The 16,524-nt window shown below is 73.3% G+C and carries 16 protein-coding genes and 1 rRNA gene; 2 read left to right on the top strand and 15 right to left on the bottom strand.

The features are described 5' to 3' along the window. Genes APR03_RS23815 through APR03_RS23835 form a run of 5 tightly spaced genes read right to left on the bottom strand, consistent with a single transcriptional unit; the run spans position 1 to position 5,840 of the window. A complete protein-coding gene (locus APR03_RS23815; RefSeq protein ID WP_253839770.1) occupies positions 1-975 on the bottom strand; it encodes an NAD-dependent epimerase/dehydratase family protein in 975 nt (324 codons plus the stop codon). Further along, a complete protein-coding gene (locus tag APR03_RS23820; RefSeq protein ID WP_253839771.1) occupies positions 972-2,684 on the bottom strand; it encodes a class I adenylate-forming enzyme family protein in 1,713 nt (570 codons plus the stop codon). Before APR03_RS23820 ends, APR03_RS23815 begins: the two co-directional genes overlap by 4 nt. Next, the gene (locus tag APR03_RS23825) at positions 2,681-3,865 is read right to left on the bottom strand and encodes a cytochrome P450 (protein ID WP_253839773.1); all 1,185 of its coding nucleotides are present in this window, start codon (positions 3,863-3,865) and stop codon (positions 2,681-2,683) included. The genes APR03_RS23820 and APR03_RS23825 overlap by 4 nt, the downstream gene beginning before the upstream one ends. Continuing rightward, positions 3,862-4,644 (bottom strand): glycosyltransferase family 2 protein, encoded by a 783-nt coding sequence (locus tag APR03_RS23830; RefSeq protein WP_253839775.1) that lies wholly within the window; start codon positions 4,642-4,644, stop codon positions 3,862-3,864. The genes APR03_RS23825 and APR03_RS23830 overlap by 4 nt, the downstream gene beginning before the upstream one ends. Continuing rightward, positions 4,641-5,840, bottom strand: a complete 1,200-nt coding sequence (locus APR03_RS23835; RefSeq protein ID WP_253839777.1) for a 3-oxoacyl-ACP synthase III family protein — start codon at positions 5,838-5,840, stop codon at positions 4,641-4,643. The genes APR03_RS23830 and APR03_RS23835 overlap by 4 nt, the downstream gene beginning before the upstream one ends. Before the next feature lie 127 nt (positions 5,841-5,967). Between APR03_RS23835 and APR03_RS23840 the strand changes: the two genes are divergently transcribed. Next, positions 5,968-6,537, top strand: coding sequence for a Uma2 family endonuclease (locus APR03_RS23840; protein WP_253839779.1), 570 nt, complete (start codon positions 5,968-5,970; stop codon positions 6,535-6,537). A 9-nt stretch (positions 6,538-6,546) separates the two neighbouring features. Here APR03_RS23840 and APR03_RS23845 read toward each other — a convergent pair whose 3' ends face one another. The 5 genes from APR03_RS23845 to ilvD form a co-directional block, all read right to left on the bottom strand. After that, positions 6,547-7,533, bottom strand: coding sequence for an ABC transporter ATP-binding protein (locus APR03_RS23845; RefSeq protein WP_253839781.1), 987 nt, complete (start codon positions 7,531-7,533; stop codon positions 6,547-6,549). Further along, complete coding sequence (locus tag APR03_RS23850) at positions 7,530-8,342, bottom strand: ABC transporter permease (RefSeq protein WP_253839783.1); 813 nt, start codon at positions 8,340-8,342, stop codon at positions 7,530-7,532. Before APR03_RS23850 ends, APR03_RS23845 begins: the two co-directional genes overlap by 4 nt. Next, positions 8,335-9,153 (bottom strand): ABC transporter permease, encoded by an 819-nt coding sequence (locus tag APR03_RS23855; protein ID WP_253839785.1) that lies wholly within the window; start codon positions 9,151-9,153, stop codon positions 8,335-8,337. Before APR03_RS23855 ends, APR03_RS23850 begins: the two co-directional genes overlap by 8 nt. A 12-nt stretch (positions 9,154-9,165) precedes the next feature. Then, entirely contained in the window at positions 9,166-9,522 is a 357-nt protein-coding gene (locus tag APR03_RS23860; RefSeq protein ID WP_253839787.1) for a 4a-hydroxytetrahydrobiopterin dehydratase, read from the bottom strand. Between the two features lie 75 nt (positions 9,523-9,597). Next, positions 9,598-11,460, bottom strand: a complete 1,863-nt coding sequence (gene ilvD, locus APR03_RS23865) for a dihydroxy-acid dehydratase (protein WP_253839789.1) — start codon at positions 11,458-11,460, stop codon at positions 9,598-9,600. 204 nt (positions 11,461-11,664) lie between these two features. On the opposite strand from ilvD, the gene APR03_RS23870 reads away from it, so the two are divergent. Next, positions 11,665-12,105, top strand: a complete 441-nt coding sequence (locus APR03_RS23870) for a CBS domain-containing protein (protein ID WP_253839793.1) — start codon at positions 11,665-11,667, stop codon at positions 12,103-12,105. On the opposite strand, the gene APR03_RS23875 is transcribed toward APR03_RS23870, so the two are convergent. From APR03_RS23875 to rrf, 5 genes are all read right to left on the bottom strand, one after another. Next, entirely contained in the window at positions 12,102-12,689 is a 588-nt protein-coding gene (locus tag APR03_RS23875; protein ID WP_253839794.1) for a GNAT family N-acetyltransferase, read from the bottom strand. The two genes, APR03_RS23870 and APR03_RS23875, sit on opposite strands and share 4 nt — an antisense overlap. Positions 12,690-12,714: 25 nt before the next feature. Further along, positions 12,715-14,226: an Asp-tRNA(Asn)/Glu-tRNA(Gln) amidotransferase subunit GatB gene (gatB, locus tag APR03_RS23880; protein WP_253839797.1), complete on the bottom strand. Its 1,512-nt coding sequence runs from the start codon at positions 14,224-14,226 to the stop codon at positions 12,715-12,717. After that, positions 14,223-15,749 carry an Asp-tRNA(Asn)/Glu-tRNA(Gln) amidotransferase subunit GatA gene (gene gatA, locus APR03_RS23885; RefSeq protein WP_253839799.1) on the bottom strand — a complete coding sequence of 509 codons (1,527 nt, stop codon included), beginning with the start codon at positions 15,747-15,749 and terminating at the stop codon, positions 14,223-14,225. The genes gatB and gatA overlap by 4 nt, the downstream gene beginning before the upstream one ends. A 14-nt stretch (positions 15,750-15,763) precedes the next feature. Beyond that, the gene (gene gatC, locus APR03_RS23890) at positions 15,764-16,060 is read right to left on the bottom strand and encodes an Asp-tRNA(Asn)/Glu-tRNA(Gln) amidotransferase subunit GatC (RefSeq protein WP_253839801.1); all 297 of its coding nucleotides are present in this window, start codon (positions 16,058-16,060) and stop codon (positions 15,764-15,766) included. Positions 16,061-16,210: 150 nt separating this feature from the next. Continuing rightward, positions 16,211-16,327 (bottom strand): 5S ribosomal RNA (gene rrf / locus APR03_RS23895). Positions 16,328-16,524 lie beyond the last annotated feature (197 nt).

Below are 16,524 nucleotides of genomic sequence, written 5' to 3' on the forward strand. Positions count from 1 at the left end.
CTACCAGGTCATCGCGCCGTGCAGCGACGTGGGCGCGGGGTCCACGCCGAGCCGTTCGCGCAGCACGGTGAGGTCATAGGTGCGCTCCATGGCGAGGTGGCTGATCGCGTAGCGCGACAGGCGGGGTTCGCGTCCCGTCCACCGGGCCAGACGCTCGCCGGCCCAGGCGAGCGCGCGGGCCAGCGGCACGGGGATGCCCACCACCTGCACCGGCCGGAACCGGGCGAACATGAGCAGCTCGAGGGTCTCGTCGAGGTCGACGGGGTGGGCGTCGGCCACGTTGGCCACGAGGGGCCGGCCGGCCGCGATCTCGGGCTCGACGTCGGCGACCAGGGCGGCCCGTACCGCGCGCGCGAGCGTCTCGACGTGGGTGAGGTGCTGGCGCACCCGGCCCCCGCCGGGCAGCGGCAGCCAGGCACCGACGGCGGCGGACTCGATGCGCGGCAGCAGCGTGGTGTCGCCCGGGCCGTAGACGGCGTGGGGGCGCAGCACGACGACGGGGCCGCGGTCCTCGCGCGCGGCGTCGGCCGCCAGGTAGCGCTCGGCGGCGGCCTTGGTGGACCCGTACGCGTTGAGGTAGCCGTGGGCGGGGGCCTCGGCCTCGGTGGCGGCGACGCTCGGCGTGCGCGGGTCGTAGACGCTGCCGGACGAGACGTGCACGAACCGCGCCTCCGGGAACGTCTCGCGCACGGCTCGCGTGCCCTCGACGTTGACGACCCAGGCCCGCGCGTGGCTGCCGCCGTCTCCCACGGCCGCGCCGCAGTGCACCACGGCGTCCACGTGCTCGGGGCGGTCCTCCTTGGCCAGCGGGCCGTCCCGGAGGTCCCAGAACTGGTGGGAGACCTGCGCGAGGATCTCCTCGGGCAGGCGTGGCACGCGCCGCGAGAACGCGACGACCTCGTGCCCGTGCGCCGCGAGGTCCCGGACGACAGCACCACCGACAAACCCTGACGAACCGGTCACAGCCACCTTCATGCGCGCACCCTACCGGTCGATCCACCGGTCGAGCTGCCGGTCAGGTCACCGGTCACCGGTGACACCCACTCGGCCAGCAGGCGACGGTCGGGTTTCCGGGACCGTCCGGCGAGCGGCAGGTACGCGGCCTCGACCACCAGGTCGGGCAGCGCCCCGTGGTCCAGCACACGTCCCACCTGGTCCGCCACGGCCCGGGTCAGCGGGGTGTCCGTCCGGACGGGCGGCCCGGCGGTGGGCTCCCCGGACGCCCGCTCCGCCCCGGCGGTCACCACCAGCACCACGCGCTCGTCGCCGTCCGGCACGGGCACGCCCACCAGCACGGCCTCCGCGACGCCGGGCAGGTCGCGCAGCCGGGGCTCGAACAGGCCCGGGTAGATGTTCACCGTGCCGCGGATGATCATGTCGCGGTTGCGGCCCACCAGCACGATCCGCCCGTCGGCGTCCTGGTGGGCGAGGTCACCCGTGCGGTGCTCGGTCACCGGCGGTCGGCCGGCGTCGACGTCTGCCAGGTAGCCCGCCATGAGCGACGGTCCGGTGAGCACCAGCTCGCCGACGGCGGGACCGCCGTCCCCTGCGCCCTGGTCCTGCGGGTCGACCACGCTCGTGTCCACCCGCACCCCGATCCCGTCGAGCGGGCGCCCGACGAGGTCCCCGGCCGCCGCCGCCGCGATCTTCTCGCCGGCCTCCGTCACCGCGGCGGGCAGGATCTCGGTGGCCCCGTACACCGCGAGCCACCGCGTCCCCGGAAGCACCCGGCGGGCGCGTTCGAGCAGCGCCACCGTGACGGGGGCGGCGCCCACGGCGAGCACGGCCGGCCCGACGGCGGCCCCGTCCCCCGCGTCCGCCCGTGCCTCCACGACGTCGAGCAGCGCGGTCACGTCGGCCGGCACGAGGAACGACGAGTCCGCGCCGGCGACCCCGCGCGCGAACGCCTCGGGCGCGTCCTTGGGCGACCGCGCCGGGATCTCCCACGTGCCGCCCGCCAGCACCGCCGGGAGCCCGAGGAACATCTGGTCGGTGTGCGCGCGCTGACCCGGCCGCAGGTCGCCCACCTGCCGGAACAGCCCCAGCATCCCGCCCAAGGTGCGTGCGGTGTGCACCACCGCCTTCGGGTCGGACGTCGTACCCGACGTGAACACCACGAGGGCGACGGCGTCGGGGTCCACGGCGGGCGCGGCGTCGTACCCGTCCGCGAGCGCCACGCCGCGCCCCAGGCCGGCAACCCGTCGAGCGCCCCGCGGGACGCCGGGCAGCCACGGCCCGGAGTACAGGTGCCGCACCGGGAGCCGCCCGTAGTCCGGCAGGAGCAGGCCGCGCGACCGCGCGACCCCCCGCAGCGGACCCGACGAGACCGCGTACAGGAGCGCCTCGGTGGCCGCCCAGCGCGGCCGGGCCGCCGCGATCCGCGCGGCGAACAGCTCGGGCGTCGAGCCGGGGTCCACGAAGACGACGGCGCCGCCGGCCCGCAGGATCGCGAGGCACAGGACGACGCCCTCGGGCCGGGGACGGATGCTGAACAGCACGCGGTCGCCCGGTTCGAGGCCCTGGGCGCGCAGCCCGGCCGCCGTCCGCTCGACGCGCTCCGCGAGGTCGCCGAACGTGAGCTCCTCCCGCACGCGGGAACCGTCGCGGCCGCCGAACCAGCGCAGCGCCACCGCGCGGGGCGTGCGGCGGGCGAGGTCCGGCAGGTCGTCCAGGAGATGGGTCACGCGGCGTCCTCCTCCAGGCGCAGCTCCAGCGTGCGGTAGGCCGGGACCAGCACGCCGCGCTCGGCGCGGCGCCTGCCCACCACGGGCACACGCCCGTCCGTCGCGGCGGCCGCGAGCGCGTCCAGGACCGCGTCCACCTGCGCCATCGCCAGCGGCATACCCAGGCAGAAGTGCGGGCCCGCGCCGAACCAGAGGTGGCGCACGGCGGGGTCGACGGGCCGGTCCGGGTCGAAGCCCCCGGCCGCGCGGCAGCAGTTGACCGTGGCGATCACCACGCGGTCCCCCGCGGCCACCGGTACCCCGGCCACCGACGTCGCGGACCGCACCGACCGCAGCATGGCCGGCGTGGGCACGGTGACGCGCAGCCCCTCCTCGACGGCGCGCCGCCGCAGCTCCGCGTCCGGGCCGAGCAGGCGCGCCGTCCAGGCCGTGTCGTGCGCGATGGCCACGAGCCGCGGCACGAACGACTGGATGGTCTCCGTGCCGGTCAGCACGAACGCGCCGACGGCGCCCATCGCCTCCCGCTCGGAGAGCCCCAGGTCGCGCATGCGGCCGGGCACCGTCGCGGGGTCGCCCGCCCGGTAGGCGGCGCGCGCGGGCGTGGTCAGCCGCTCCAGCACCTCGCGCGCCCGCGTCACCTGGGACCGCGTGAGCCCGTGCCGGTGCAGGCGCACCATGCCCGTGATCGTGCGGGCGGCGGTCATCGCGGAGCGCACGGCGTGGTCCGTGGGCGGCAGCCCGACCATGCCGCAGATGACGGCGCCGGCCTGCGCCGTCACCACCGCGGCGAGGTCCACCACCTCGCCGGCGGCCAGCCTGCGGGTCAGGTCGGGCAGCACGCCGTCGTCGTCCGCCCCTGCCGAGACGAGCTGCCGCACCGCCCGCGGCGAGAACAGGGGGCCGAGCGTGCGCCGCAGGGCGGCGTGCTCGGCACCCTCCATGTTGAGCAGCACGGACGGCCCCAGCACGGGGGTCCACAGGTCCGACGGCGCCCCCGGCCCCACCTTCGAGAAGTGGTCCAGGTCGAGCAGCACGTCCCGGGCGATCGCGGCGTCGCTCACCACGACGCCGACGCGCGGCACGCGCACGACCGGCCGCCGCCGCGCGGACCGGATCGCCGGGTAGGCCAGGGGGTGGGCGGCGCGCTGCACGTGCTCCTCCCAGCGCAGCGCCGCCGTCATCGGATGTCCACCACCTCGGGCCGGTACCGGTGGTCCGCGTACCAGCCCAGCGTGCGCACCAGCCCCCACGCGTGCACGCGCCGCGTCGAGGCGCGCACCCACACCTCCCGGTGCTCGGCGTACCGCGTGGTCAGCCGCCGCACGGCGTTGACCAGGGCGCGGTCCTCGTGCAGGTCCTCGATCCGGGTGCGCGGGAACCCGCCGGCCCGCTCGTACAGGGAGGCGGTGATCGCCATGTTGCAGCCCGGCGTCATCACGTACGGCCCGAGGTAGCCCTCGTCCTGGTTGCCGGGACGCACCTTGCCGAACGTGCTCGACACCCACAGCGCGAACGACAGCACGCCCTGCTGGAACCGGGAGACGGGCAGGTCGTCGTCGCGCGGCACGAGGCGGCCCGCGACGAGCTCGTCGCCCGTGGCGAACGCCGCGCGGACCGCGCGCGTCCAGCCCGGCGGGGGCAGGCAGTCCGCGTCGGTCCGGGCCAGGAGCTCGGCCCCCAGGCCGATGGCCACGCGCATGCCGGTGTCGGCGGCGGCGCCGGTCCCCTTCTGCGGCTCGTCGACCACGCGCCAGCGCAGCCGCCCCCACTCGGCGACGGCCTTGCGCACGACGTCCGCCGTGCCGTCCGTGGACCCGTTGTCCACCACGACGAGGTCGAAGTCGTCGTCCTCCTGCGCGTGCAGGGCCTCCAGCGTGCGCAGGATGCCGTGCTCGTGGGCCTCGTTCAGCGCGGGGACGACGACGGCGAGGCGCGGCCTGGGTCCACGTGCGGCGGTCACCAGCGCACCACCATGGCGCCCATGCTGATGCCCCCGGCGAGGCCGAGCAGGAGCACGACGTCACCCCGCCGCAGCCGACCCGACTCCTGGGCGGTCACGAGCTGCAGCGGCAGCGTGGCCGAGGCGATGTTGCCGTGGTCGGCCACGGTGACGATCGTGCGGTCGGCGGGCACGCCGAGCGCCTCGTGGACGTCCGCGAGGTAGCCGACGGCGACCTGGTGCACCGCGATCAGCGCGACGTCGTCCATCGTCACGCCCGCGCGCTCCAGCGCCTCGCCGACCGGGCCCGGCCCGATCGCGAGGAACGCCTCCCGCAGCCGCGAACCGTCGATCTCGAAGTAGCTGCGCTCGGGGTCGCGCGGGTTGACCGTGCCGCCGGCCGGCAGCATGCCGACGTCCCAGTGCCGGGACTCCGCGGCGAACGCGGAGCCGAGGATGCCCGACGGCGCCTCGGCCGGGTCCGCGAGGACCGCCAGCTCGGCGGCGAGCTCGTCCTCGAGGCCGGCCATCCCGGTGTCGGTGCGGGCCGTGGCCGTACCCGTGCCCGTGCCCGTGCCCGTGCCCTGGACGAGCACGGCCGCCCCGGCGTCGGACATCGTGTACCCGGGCGCGGACAGCGCATAGGTGCGCCGGTCCGGCACGTCCCAGCGCACGCCGCGCGTGGGCATCTCGCCGCTCGCCACGAGCACGCGCCCGTACCGCCCGGTGCCGATCAGCGCCTCGGCCACCTCGATCCCGTTGAGCACCGAGTTGCAGGCGTTCTTGACGTCCATCACGGGGGCGGTGACGCCGAGCTTCGCCGCGACGATGTGGCTGGTGGCGGGCTCGATCATGTCCTGCGTCGCGGACGCGAAGACCAGCAGGTCCACGTCCCGCGGCTCGAGCCCGGCGTCCGCCAGGACCGTCCGGGCGGCGACGACGGCGAGGTCGGAGGCCTGCTGGTCGTCGTCCGCCACGTGCACCGTGCGCACCCCGGTCAGGCGCGACACCATCGGCACGCGCGGGGCCACGCCCGGGTTCCGGCGGTGCAGGTCGCGCTCGGCCGCGGCGACGTCCCGGGTGCGCTCGGGCAGGTGCACGGCGACCCCCGCGATGCGGGCGACCGGGCGCGGCGCGGGGCGCCGGACTGCGGGACCGGCGACGCGCGCGGGTCGGACGGTGGCCAGGGGCGGCGCGACGGCCGGTTCGGGTAGCACGCGGCACAGGCTAGCGGGCGGCCGTTTCGGAGACGTTGACACCTAGAGGTGCTATCCTCTAGGTGTGCGATCGACAGCGGCGGCAGCGGGCCATGACACCCCGGGTGGGCGTTGCTACCGTGGTGCCATGCCCGAGCTCCCCGACTGGATGCGCCCCCCGCGCCCGGAAGGCTGGCTCGCCGAGGACCTGGACAACCTGCCGGACGCTCCCCGCCACACCGAGCTGATCGACGGAGTCCTCGTCTTCATGATGTCCCCCCAACGCAACTGGCACCGGCGCGTCATCAACGCCCTCGATCGAACCCTCGCAGCCCAGGCACCCGAAGGGTTCGAGATCAACAGTGAGATGACGGTCCGGCTGGACGACTACAACCGGCCGGAACCGGACGTCATCGCGGCGACGACCACGATCGACCGTGACGCGACGTGGTATGAGGCGAAGGACGTCGTTCTCGCCGTCGAGGTCGTCTCCCCGGAGTCTCAGCACCGCGACAACGCCGTGAAGCCGCGTAAGTACGCGGAGGCCGGCATCGGCCACTTCTGGCGGGTGGACGACGTCGACTCCGTCACGACCGTCCACGTCTACGAGCTCGACGACCTGACGCGGACCTACGTCCCGACCGGGATCTTCCGCGACACCCTCACGGTGGACGTGCCGTTCCCGGTCGAGCTGGACGTGCAGGCCCTCTACGCCTGAGCCGCGAACCTAGCGCGTGGCACGGTAGATCTCGCGGACGACGTCCTCGATGTCGGGCTCCTCGATCGACAGGTCCAGCACCTCGACACGTTCCGAGACGGCGGCGAGCACGCGCGCCGCCGTCGTGCGCTGCGGGTCGAAGGCCAGGCGCTGCCGCAGCCCGCCCGACTCGCTGCGCACGTGCTCGGTGCCGGCGACGTCCAGCAGGTCGGGGGTCTCGACCGCGAGGTCCACGACGAGCTCGCGGCGGGCCCCGACGGTGCGCGCCAGGCCGTCGAGCGTGCCGTCGAACGCCAGCCGGCCGTGGTCCACGACCAGGATCCGGTCGCAGAGGCGTTCGACGTCGCCCATGTCGTGCGTGGTCAGCAGCAGCGTGGTGCCGTGCTCGCGGCGCTGCGCCACCAGGAACTCGCGCAGCCGCTGCTTGGACAGCACGTCGAGGCCGATCGTGGGCTCGTCGAGGATGAGCAGCTCGGGCCGGTGCAGCAGGGCGGCCGCCACCTCCGCGCGCATGCGCTGGCCCAGGGAGAGCTGGCGCACCGGTGTGGCCAGGTACTCGCCCATCTCGAGCATCTCGACCAGCTCGGCGGTGCGTTCCCGCTCCTGCGCCGCGGACAGGCCGTGGATCGCCGCGAGGATGGTGAACGACTCGCGCACGGGCAGGTCCCACCAGAGCTGCGAGCGCTGCCCGAACACCACCCCGACCCGGCGGGCGAGCGCCCGTCGCTGCCGGAGCGGGTGCAGGCCCGCCGTGGTCACCCGGCCGTCGGTCGGCACGAGGATGCCCACCAGCATCTTGATCGTGGTCGACTTCCCGGCCCTGTTCGCGCCGATGTAGCCCACGGACTCCCCGGCCCGGACGGTCAGGTCGAGGTGGTCGACGGCGACGTGCCGCGTGCGCCTCAGCCTGCTGCCGCGCTGCGGGCGACCGGTGAACACCCGGGTCAGGCCCTCGGCCACGATGACGTTCTCGTTGCTGCTCCGTGCGTCGTTCATCCACCCGCTCCTCGGTAGTGCCGCAGGCCCCGGCGCCAGCACAGCCCCGCCACGACGACCGCCCACAGCGCGGCGACCGGCGCGCACCAGCCGAGCCAGGTGGGCAGCCCGGACACGCCCGGCACGCCGAGCAGCGTGGAGACCGGCAGGAAGGCGGCGAAGGCCACGGGGAAGACGGTGCCGAAGACGACGAGCAGCGCGCGCGGCCAGACGGTCGCGGGCTGGGTCGCCGCGTAGCGTCCGCCGTACACGAACGCGTTGGTCATCTCGGCGCCGTTGATCAGGAAGAACTGCAGCCCCGCCGCCGTGACGAACTGCGCCGTGAAGATGACGAACCCGCAGACCAGCGACAGCACGAGCAGGCCGACGGCGCCCACGCCCCACTCGATGTCGTTGAGCACCAGCCCGACCGTGAGCGCCGCGACGCCCACCAGGCTGCGGGCCAGGCGCCGCAGGCTGAGGTCGCTCGTGACGAGCTGGGCCAGCACCGGCTGAGGCCGCAGGAAGAACACGTCGAGCGTGCCGGCCCGCACGTAGACGGGCAGCCGGTCGCAGTGCCCGGCCACCAGGTCGGCGAGGCAGAACGCGACATCGGCCAGACCGAACACCAGGAGCACCTGTGTGAGCGTGAAGCCGCCGATCTGGTCGGTCGCGGTGTAGAGCACCCAGACCTCGGTGAACTCGATGACGCCGATGGCCAGCGCCCCGACCAGGTCCATCCGGAAGCTGGCGCGGTAGCTCGCCTGCGAGCGCGCGCGGCTTGCCAGGACGGCCCGGTAGGCGCGCAGCTGGGCCCGCACCTCAGCCACCCTGCACCTCCAGCCGGCGCCGCCCGGCCCGCGTGGCCAGGTGCCCGGCCACGAGCACCGCCGCGAGCCAGCCGAGCTGGACGGCGAGGTGCTGCCCGGCGTCCGCCCCGGTGACGCGTCCTGACAGCACGTCGATGGGCAGCTGCATCATCGAGGGGAACGGCGTGCACAGGGCGAGCGTCAGCAGCCAGTCCGGGTAGAGGTAGACGGGCGTGTACAGACCGGCGAGGAACCCGGACAGGGACATGTAGAGCACGCTGACGCCGCGGGTCTCGACCAGCCAGAGCCCGGTGGTCGCCACGAGGTAGACCGTCGCGTGCGAGACCGCGATCCCGATGAGCAGGCTGACCAGGCCGAGCGCGTACGCGGTGGCGTCGGGCGGCAGCGCCATGTGGGAGACGAGGAGGCCGATGACCACGCTGGGCAGCCCGCGGGGCAGCAGCGCGAACAGTCCCTTGCCGATGTCGGTCAGCACGTGCGCGGCCTGCACGCTCACGGGCCGCAGGAAGTCGACGGCCACGTCGCCCGTCCGGATGCGGTTCTGCAGGTCGCTGCCGCCCCAGAAGTTGACCGAGCCGAGCATGCCCTGCCCCAGCCAGACGAACGCCGCCATCGTGGCCGCGGAGTAGCCCGCCAGCTCGCCGCCGGAGCTGTCGACCGCGGCGCCCATGATCCCGCCCTTGAGCAGGCCGAAGGTCGCGTTGGCCGTCAGCCCGGCGAGCGTGGCCAGCGGGTACGCCGACTGCCCGCGGACACCGGCCACCAGGAACCGCCAGTAGGGGTTCCGGGCGGGTGAGGGGAGCGGGCGCACAAGGCCGAGAGATTACCCCCCGATCGAGCCCCCGTCATCCGGATTGTCGGACGCCGCCCACGGGCTGGGGTCGGCCTGGATGCTGAGCTCCCGGGCCGCGGCGGAGATCTCCTGGGCGAGCGCCAGGTCGCGCCGGGACAGCCCGCCGATGTCGTGGGACGTGGTCCGCACCGTGACCGAGCCGAAGCGCAGGTCGACGTCCGGGTGATGGTTCGCGGCCTCCGCGAGCACGCCGATCCGCATCACGAACCGGACCCCCGTGGCGAAGGAGCCCGTGCCGTACCGCACCACCGCGGAGCGGCCCAGCACGCGCCAGCCCGCCACACCCGGGCCCGCCGTGAACTCGGCTGCGGTGATCGCGTCACTCATCTGTCACTCCCTGCGTCGGTCGAGGCTCCACCATGGCACGAGACACCGACACCCGGGTACACCCGGGCCGGGCCGTCAGCCGCGGCGCAGGCGTGCCACGTCGCGCACGGCGCCCCGGTCGGCCGACGTCGCCAGCGCGGCGTAGGCCTGCAGCGCCGGGGAGACGTACCGGTCGCGGGCCACGGGCTGCCACGGCCGCTCGGACGACTCCATCTTGGCGCGCCGCTCGGCGAGCACCTCGTCCGGCACGTTGAGCCGGATCATGCGGGTGTCGACGTCGATCTCGATCTCGTCGCCGTCCTCGATCAGGCCGATCGTGCCGCCCGCGGCCGCCTCCGGGGAGACGTGCCCCACGGAGATGCCGCTGGACCCGCCCGAGAACCGGCCGTCCGTGATGAGCGCGACCTGCTTGCCCAGGCCCCGGCCCTTGATGAACGACGTCGGGTACAGCATCTCCTGCATGCCCGGCCCGCCGGCGGGACCCTCGTAGCGCACGACCACCACGTGCCCCGGCTTCACCTGCTTGGTCAGGATCTTCTCGACGGCGTCGTCCTGCGACTCGCACACCAGCGCCGTGCCCACGAAGTGGAACACGTCGGGGTCGACGCCCGCCGTCTTGAACACGGCGCCGTCCTCGGCGACGTTGCCGCGCAGCACGGCGAGGCCGCCCTCGACGGTGTACGCGTGCTCGACGTCGCGGATGCAGCCCGCGGCGCCGTCGGTGTCGAGGGACTCCCACCGGTTGCTCGTGGAGAACGCCTGCGTGGTGCGCACCCCGCCGGGTGCGGCGTGGAACAGCTCGAGGGCCCGCTCGGTGGCCTTGCCGCCACGGACGTCCCAGTCGTCGAGCCAGGCCCGCAGGGTGGGCGTGTGCACCGAGGTGACGTCGTGGTCCAGCAGACCGCCCCGGTCGAGCTCACCCAGCAGCGCGGGGATGCCGCCCGCCCGGTGCACGTCCTCCATGTGGTAGTCGGGGTGGTTGGGCGCCACCTTGGACAGGCACGGAACCCGCCGGCTGATGTCCTCGATGTCGGCCAGCGTGAAGTCCACCTCGGCCTCCTGCGCTGCGGCCAGGATGTGCAGCACCGTGTTGGTGGAGCCGCCCATGGCCACGTCGAGGGCCATCGCGTTGGAGAAGGCCGCCTTGGTGGCGATGCCGCGCGGCGCGGCGCTGTCGTCCTCGTCCTCGTAGTACCGGCGCGCCAGGTCGACGATCGTGCGGCCGGCCTCCAGGAACAGCTCCTTGCGGGCGGAGTGCGTGGCGAGCGTGGAGCCGTTGCCCGGCAGCGACAGGCCGAGCGCCTCGGTGAGGCAGTTCATCGAGTTCGCGGTGAACATGCCGGAGCACGAGCCGCACGTGGGGCACGCGTTCTCCTCGACGAGGCCGAGCGCCGCGTCGTCCACGTTCTCGTCGGCCGAGTAGTTGATCGCGTTGATGAGGTTCAGCGGCGTCTTCGCGACGCCGTCCGCCACGACCGCCTTGCCGGCCTCCATGGGACCGCCCGACACGAAGATCACCGGGATGTTCAGACGCAGCGCGGCGTTGAGCATGCCGGGCGTGATCTTGTCGCAGTTGGAGATGCACACCAGCGCGTCGGCGGTGTGCGCCTGCACCATGTACTCCACCGAGTCGGCGATGAGGTCGCGGCTCGGCAGGGAGTAGAGCATGCCGGCGTGGCCCATCGCGATGCCGTCGTCGACGGCGATGGTGTTGAACTCCTTGGCCACGCCGCCGGCCTCGCGGATCGCGGAGGCCACGAGGTCGCCCATGTCCTTGAGGTGTACGTGCCCCGGCACGAACTGCGTGTACGAGTTCGCGATCGCGATGATCGGCTTCCCGAAGTCCTCGGAACCCATGCCCGTGGCGCGCCAGAGCGCGCGGGCACCGGCCATGTTGCGGCCGTGGGTGGACGTCCGGGAGCGCAGGGGACGACTCATGACGGTTCAGCTCCTTCAGTGACTGCTGGAAGGCCGCGCGGGGGCCGGGCTCTGTGCGAGGCAGGCGGCCAGTGCACGCTACCTCTGGTACGCGACCGTGGACAGCCGGCGTCCACAGGGTGACCCGCGACCACCCGGTGCCGTACCGTCGGGTGCAGGGTCCGCAACGGCGCGGGCCGCGTCCACGCGACGGAGGTGCTCGGCATGCGAGTCACAGAGGCTTTGCGGCGCAAGGGTGACGCGGTGGTCACCATCCCGCGGGACCGGAGCGTCCGCGACCTGCTCGCCCTCCTGGCGCAGCACGGCATCGGGGCGGTGGTCGTGTCCGACGACGGGATACGCGTCGACGGCATCGTCAGCGAGCGGGACGTCGTCCGGCGGCTGCACGCGGACGGCGACGGCATCCTGGACGGCACCGTGGAGGAGATCATGACCGCCGCGGTGCACACCTGCGGGCCCGAGGCCACGCTCGACGAGCTCATGCCGCTCATGACGGAGCACCGCGTGCGGCACGTCCCCGTGCTCGTGGACACCCGGCTGGCGGGGATCGTGAGCATCGGGGACGTGGTCAAGCACCGGATCGCCGAGGTGCAGGCCGAGCGCGACCAGCTCACGGCCTACATCACGGGCGGGCCGGTCGCCTAGCTGTCGAGCGTCGCCCGGAACTCGTCCTCGAGGATGCTCATGACGACGGCGTCGGCCCACGTCTCGCCGTCCCGGTAGACGTCGCGCAGGCGACCCTCCTGGCGGAAGCCGATCGACTCGTACAACGCCTGGGCGCGGGGGTTGATGCTGAGCACGTCCAGGCTGACGCGGTGCAGGCCGGGGCCGGGGTCGCCCTCGGCACCGTCGAACGCGAACCGCAGCACCTCGAGCATGGCCTCGCGCCCGTACCCGCGGCCCCGGTAGTTGGGCAGGAGCTGGAGCCGCAGGTTCGCCGAGCGCGCGTGCTCGTCGAGGTCGTTGAGCACGATCTCGCCGATCAGCTCGTCGCTGACCGGCTGCCCGTCACGCATCGCAGCGGGGCAGATCGCCCAGTCGTAACGCCCCGGCCGGTCGCTGACCGTGCTGGCCCACTCGTCGATCTGCTCGCGCGTGAAGGTGGCGGTGGTACCCGTCAGGCGGGTGCCCTCCGGGTCCTGCACCGCCTCCCACAGACGCTCCGCGTCCCGCGCCTCGAGGGGACGCAACCGCATCATCTCGCCCTGCAGGCGCGGCCCGCGGGTCATCCGGCCGGCCTCACGGCCCCGGACGTCACTGGCCGATCCGATCCAGGACCAGCTCCCGGACGCGCTTCGCGTCGGCCTGACCCTTCGTCGCCTTCATGACGGCGCCGATGATCGCCCCGACCGGGCCCTGGTTGCCGCCCCGGACCTTCTCGACGACGTCCGGCTGGGCCGCCAGCGCCTCGTCGATCGCGGTGAGCAGGGCGCCGTCGTCGGACACGACCTCCAGGCCGCGCGCCACGACGACCGCCTCCGGGTCGCCCTCGCCGGCGAGCACGCCGTCGAGCACCTGCCGGGCGATCTTGTCGTTGATCCGGCCGGACTCGACGAGCGCCTGGAGCTGGGCGATCTGCGCCGGGGTGACCGACAGGTCCTCCAGCGTCACCTCGTCCTGCTTGGCACGCCGGGCCAGCTCGCCCATCCACCACTTGCGGGCACCGGCGGCGCTCGTGCCCGCGGCGACGGTCGCCTCGATCAGGTCGACGGCGCCCGCGTTGACGACGTCGCGCATCTCCGCGTCGGCGTACCCCCACTCGCCCTGGAGCCGACGGCGGCGCGCCACCGGCATCTCCGGCAGCGCGGCGCGGATCTCCTCGACCCACTCGCGGCTCGGGGCCACGGGCACCAGGTCGGGCTCGGGGAAGTAGCGGTAGTCCTCGGCGTCCGACTTCACGCGGCCCGGCGACGTCGTGCCGTCCTCCTCGTGGAAGTGGCGCGTCTCCTGGATCACCGGCAGGCCCGCGTCGAGCACACCCGCCTGGCGGGACACCTCGTAGCGCACGGCCCGCTCGATCGAGCGGAACGAGTTCACGTTCTTGGTCTCGGTGCGCGTGCCGAGCGGGGCGTCGGGGCTGGTGCGCAGCGACAGGTTCACGTCGGCGCGCACGTTGCCGCGCTCCATGCGGGCCTCCGAGACGTCGAGCGTCCGGAAGATGTCGCGCAGCGTCTGCACGTAGGCACGCGCCACCTCGGGCGCGCGGTCGCCCGCGCCCTCGATCGGCCGCGTCACGATCTCCACCAGCGGGATGCCGGCCCGGTTGTAGTCGACGAGCGAGTACTCGGCGCCGTGGATACGGCCGGTCGAGCCACCCACGTGGGTGTTCTTGCCGGCGTCCTCCTCCATGTGCGCGCGCTCGATCTCGACGCGGAACACGGTGCCGTCCTCCAGCTCGACGTCGAGCCAGCCGTCGTAGGCGATCGGCTCGTCGTACTGGGAGGTCTGGAAGTTCTTCGGCACGTCCGGGTAGAAGTAGTTCTTCCGGGCGAACCGGCAGCTCTCGGCGATGGTGCAGTTGAGCGCGAGGCCGATGCGGATCGCGTACTCGACGGCCTTGCCGTTGACCACGGGCAGCGCGCCCGGGAGCCCGAGGCTCACCGGGGTCACCTGCGTGTTCGGCTCGCCGCCGAACTCGACCTCGGCCGCGCAGAACATCTTGGTCCGCGTGCCGAGCTCCACGTGCACCTCGATGCCCAGCACCGGGTCGTAGCGGCGGACGGCGTCCTCGTAGCTGACGAGGCCGGTCGTGGTTGCGGCGGTCATCGGGCGAGCTCCGTGGTCTTGAGTTCGGGTGCCTTGTTCAGGAGGGGGCCGCCCCAGCGCGACTCGAGGGCCGCCTCGAGGGCCGCGCCCACGCGGTACATCCGGTCGTCGGCCTTGGCGGGGGCGAGGATCTGGAAACCGACGGGCAGGCCGTCGTCCGACAGGCCGTTCGGCAGCGACATGCCGGGCACGCCCGCGAGGTTGGCGGGGATGGTCGCGACGTCGTTGAGGTACATCGCCAGCGGGTCGTCGAGCTTCTCGCCGAACTTGAACGCCGTGGTGGGCGCCGTCGGCGAGACGAGCACGTCGGCCTTCGCGAAGGCGGCGGCGAAGTCCCGCTGGATCAGGGTGCGCACCTTCTGCGCGCTGCCGTAGTACGCGTCGTAGTAGCCGGCCGAGAGCGCGTAGGTGCCCAGGATGACGCGGCGCTTGACCTCGTCGCCGAAGCCGGCGCCGCGGGTGGCGCCCATGACGCGCTCCGCGGTGACCGGACCCTCGGCCGGCTCGACGCGCAGACCGAACCGCATGCCGTCGAACTTGGCCAGGTTGCTGGAGGCCTCGGCCGGCATGATCAGGTAATAGGCGTCGAGCGCGTAGCGGAAGCTGGGGCAGGAGACCTCGACGATCTCGGCGCCGAGCGCACGCAGCTGCTCGAGCGACTCGTCGAACCGCGCGGAGACGCCGGCCTGGTAGCCCTCGCCCGCGAGCTCGGTGACGACGCCGACGCGCACACCCTTGAGGTCGCCCGTGGCGCCCTGACGCGCGGCCGCGACGACGCCGGGGACCGGCTCGTCGATCGAGGTCGAGTCGTGCGGGTCGTGCCCGCCGATGAGCTCGTGCAGGAGCGCCGCGTCGAGCACGGTGCGCGTCACGGGGCCTGCCTGGTCGAGCGAGGACGCCATGGCGATCAAGCCGTAGCGCGAGACGCCGCCGTAGGTGGGCTTCACGCCGACGGTGCCGGTGACGGCGCCCGGCTGGCGGATCGAGCCACCCGTGTCGGTACCGATCGCGAGGGGGGCCTCGAAGCCCGCGACCGCGGCGGCGGAACCACCGCCGGAACCGCCGGGGATCCGGTCGAGGTCCCAGGGGTTCTTCGTGTTGCCGAACGCCGAGTGCTCGGTCGAGGAGCCCATGGCGAACTCGTCCATGTTGGTCTTGCCCAGGATCGGCAGGCCGGCGCCCTTGAGGCGCTCCACCAGGGTCGCGTCGTACGGCGGCACCCAGTTCTCGAGGATCTTCGAGCCGGCAGTGGTGGGCAGGCCCTTGGTGACCACGACGTCCTTGACGGCGATCGGCACGCCCGCGAGCGGGTGCAGCTCCTCGCCGGCGGCGCGCTTCGCGTCGACGTCGGCGGCCGTGGCCAGCGCCTCCTGCGTGGAGACGTGGAGGAACGCGTGCAGGTCGCCGTCGACGGCGGCGATGCGGTCCAGGTGGGCCTGCGTGGCCTCGACGCTGGAGAGCTCCTTGCGGGCGAGCGCGGACCCGAGGTCGGACGCGCTCAGGCGGGTGATGTCGTTCGTCATGTCGTTGCTTCCCGTCACTCTTCGCCGAGGATCTGCGGCACCGCGAACCGGCCGTTCTTCTGCTGCGGGGCACCGGCCAGGACGTCCTGGACCGGCAGGGCCAGCTCCGGCACGTCGTCTCGGAACACGTTCGTCAGCGGGAGGGGGTGGCTCGTGGCCGGCACGTCGGGGGTGGCGACCTCGCTCACGCGCGCGATCGACTCGACGATCACGTCGAGCTCACCCGCGAGGCGGTCGACCTCGTCGGGCCGCAGGTCGATCCGTGCCAGCGCGGCGACGCGCGCAACCTCGTCACGGGAGATGGTGGACATGGCCGCCAGTCTAGTCTCCGCGGGGCATCCGGAGCCCCGGAATCCCGCCCCGCGACTGTGAAATCTGTGCAACGTGCCGGGAACGACGTCAGGGGATGGACCCTGTGCACCCGTTGTGGGTGCGTGGGTCCATCCCCTGACGGAATGGTTGTCCGGCGGCGTCCTACTCTCCCACCCCGTCTCCAGGGCAGTACCATCGGCGCTATGAGGCTAAGCTTCCGGGTTCGGAATGGGACCGGGCGTTTCCCCCATGCTATGACCACCGAAACACTATCGAGAACCAGGCAACCCCCAAACCCCGTCGAACAACGACGGTGGGGTGGTGCCCGTGACTCGGGAACCGCACAGTGGACGCGAACACGCAGAAACACAAAACAATCGTTTGTTGTGAGGGTGTTGAAGTTATCGGCAGTTAGTACCGGTCAGCTCCACAAGTCTTCAGTCCTTGCTTCCACATCCGGCCT

This window comes from Promicromonospora thailandica (genome assembly GCF_024171955.1).
Classification (GTDB): domain Bacteria; phylum Actinomycetota; class Actinomycetes; order Actinomycetales; family Cellulomonadaceae; genus Promicromonospora; species Promicromonospora thailandica.

Bases quoted from the DNA above. Each gene is read 5' to 3' on its own strand.
- APR03_RS23815 (WP_253839770.1), bottom strand. From the start codon at position 975: ATGAAGGTGGCTGTGACCGGTTCGTCAGGGTTTGTCGGTGGTGCTGTC.
- APR03_RS23825 (WP_253839773.1), bottom strand. From the start codon at position 3,865: ATGACGGCGGCGCTGCGCTGGGAGGAGCACGTGCAGCGCGCCGCCCAC.
- APR03_RS23840 (WP_253839779.1), top strand. From the start codon at position 5,968: ATGCCCGAGCTCCCCGACTGGATGCGCCCCCCGCGCCCGGAAGGCTGG.
- APR03_RS23845 (WP_253839781.1), bottom strand. From the start codon at position 7,533: ATGAACGACGCACGGAGCAGCAACGAGAACGTCATCGTGGCCGAGGGC.
- APR03_RS23860 (WP_253839787.1), bottom strand. From the start codon at position 9,522: ATGAGTGACGCGATCACCGCAGCCGAGTTCACGGCGGGCCCGGGTGTG.
- ilvD (WP_253839789.1), bottom strand. From the start codon at position 11,460: ATGAGTCGTCCCCTGCGCTCCCGGACGTCCACCCACGGCCGCAACATG.
- APR03_RS23870 (WP_253839793.1), top strand. From the start codon at position 11,665: ATGCGAGTCACAGAGGCTTTGCGGCGCAAGGGTGACGCGGTGGTCACC.
- APR03_RS23875 (WP_253839794.1), bottom strand. From the start codon at position 12,689: ATGACCCGCGGGCCGCGCCTGCAGGGCGAGATGATGCGGTTGCGTCCC.
- gatB (WP_253839797.1), bottom strand. From the start codon at position 14,226: ATGACCGCCGCAACCACGACCGGCCTCGTCAGCTACGAGGACGCCGTC.
- gatA (WP_253839799.1), bottom strand. From the start codon at position 15,749: ATGACGAACGACATCACCCGCCTGAGCGCGTCCGACCTCGGGTCCGCG.
- gatC (WP_253839801.1), bottom strand. From the start codon at position 16,060: ATGTCCACCATCTCCCGTGACGAGGTTGCGCGCGTCGCCGCGCTGGCA.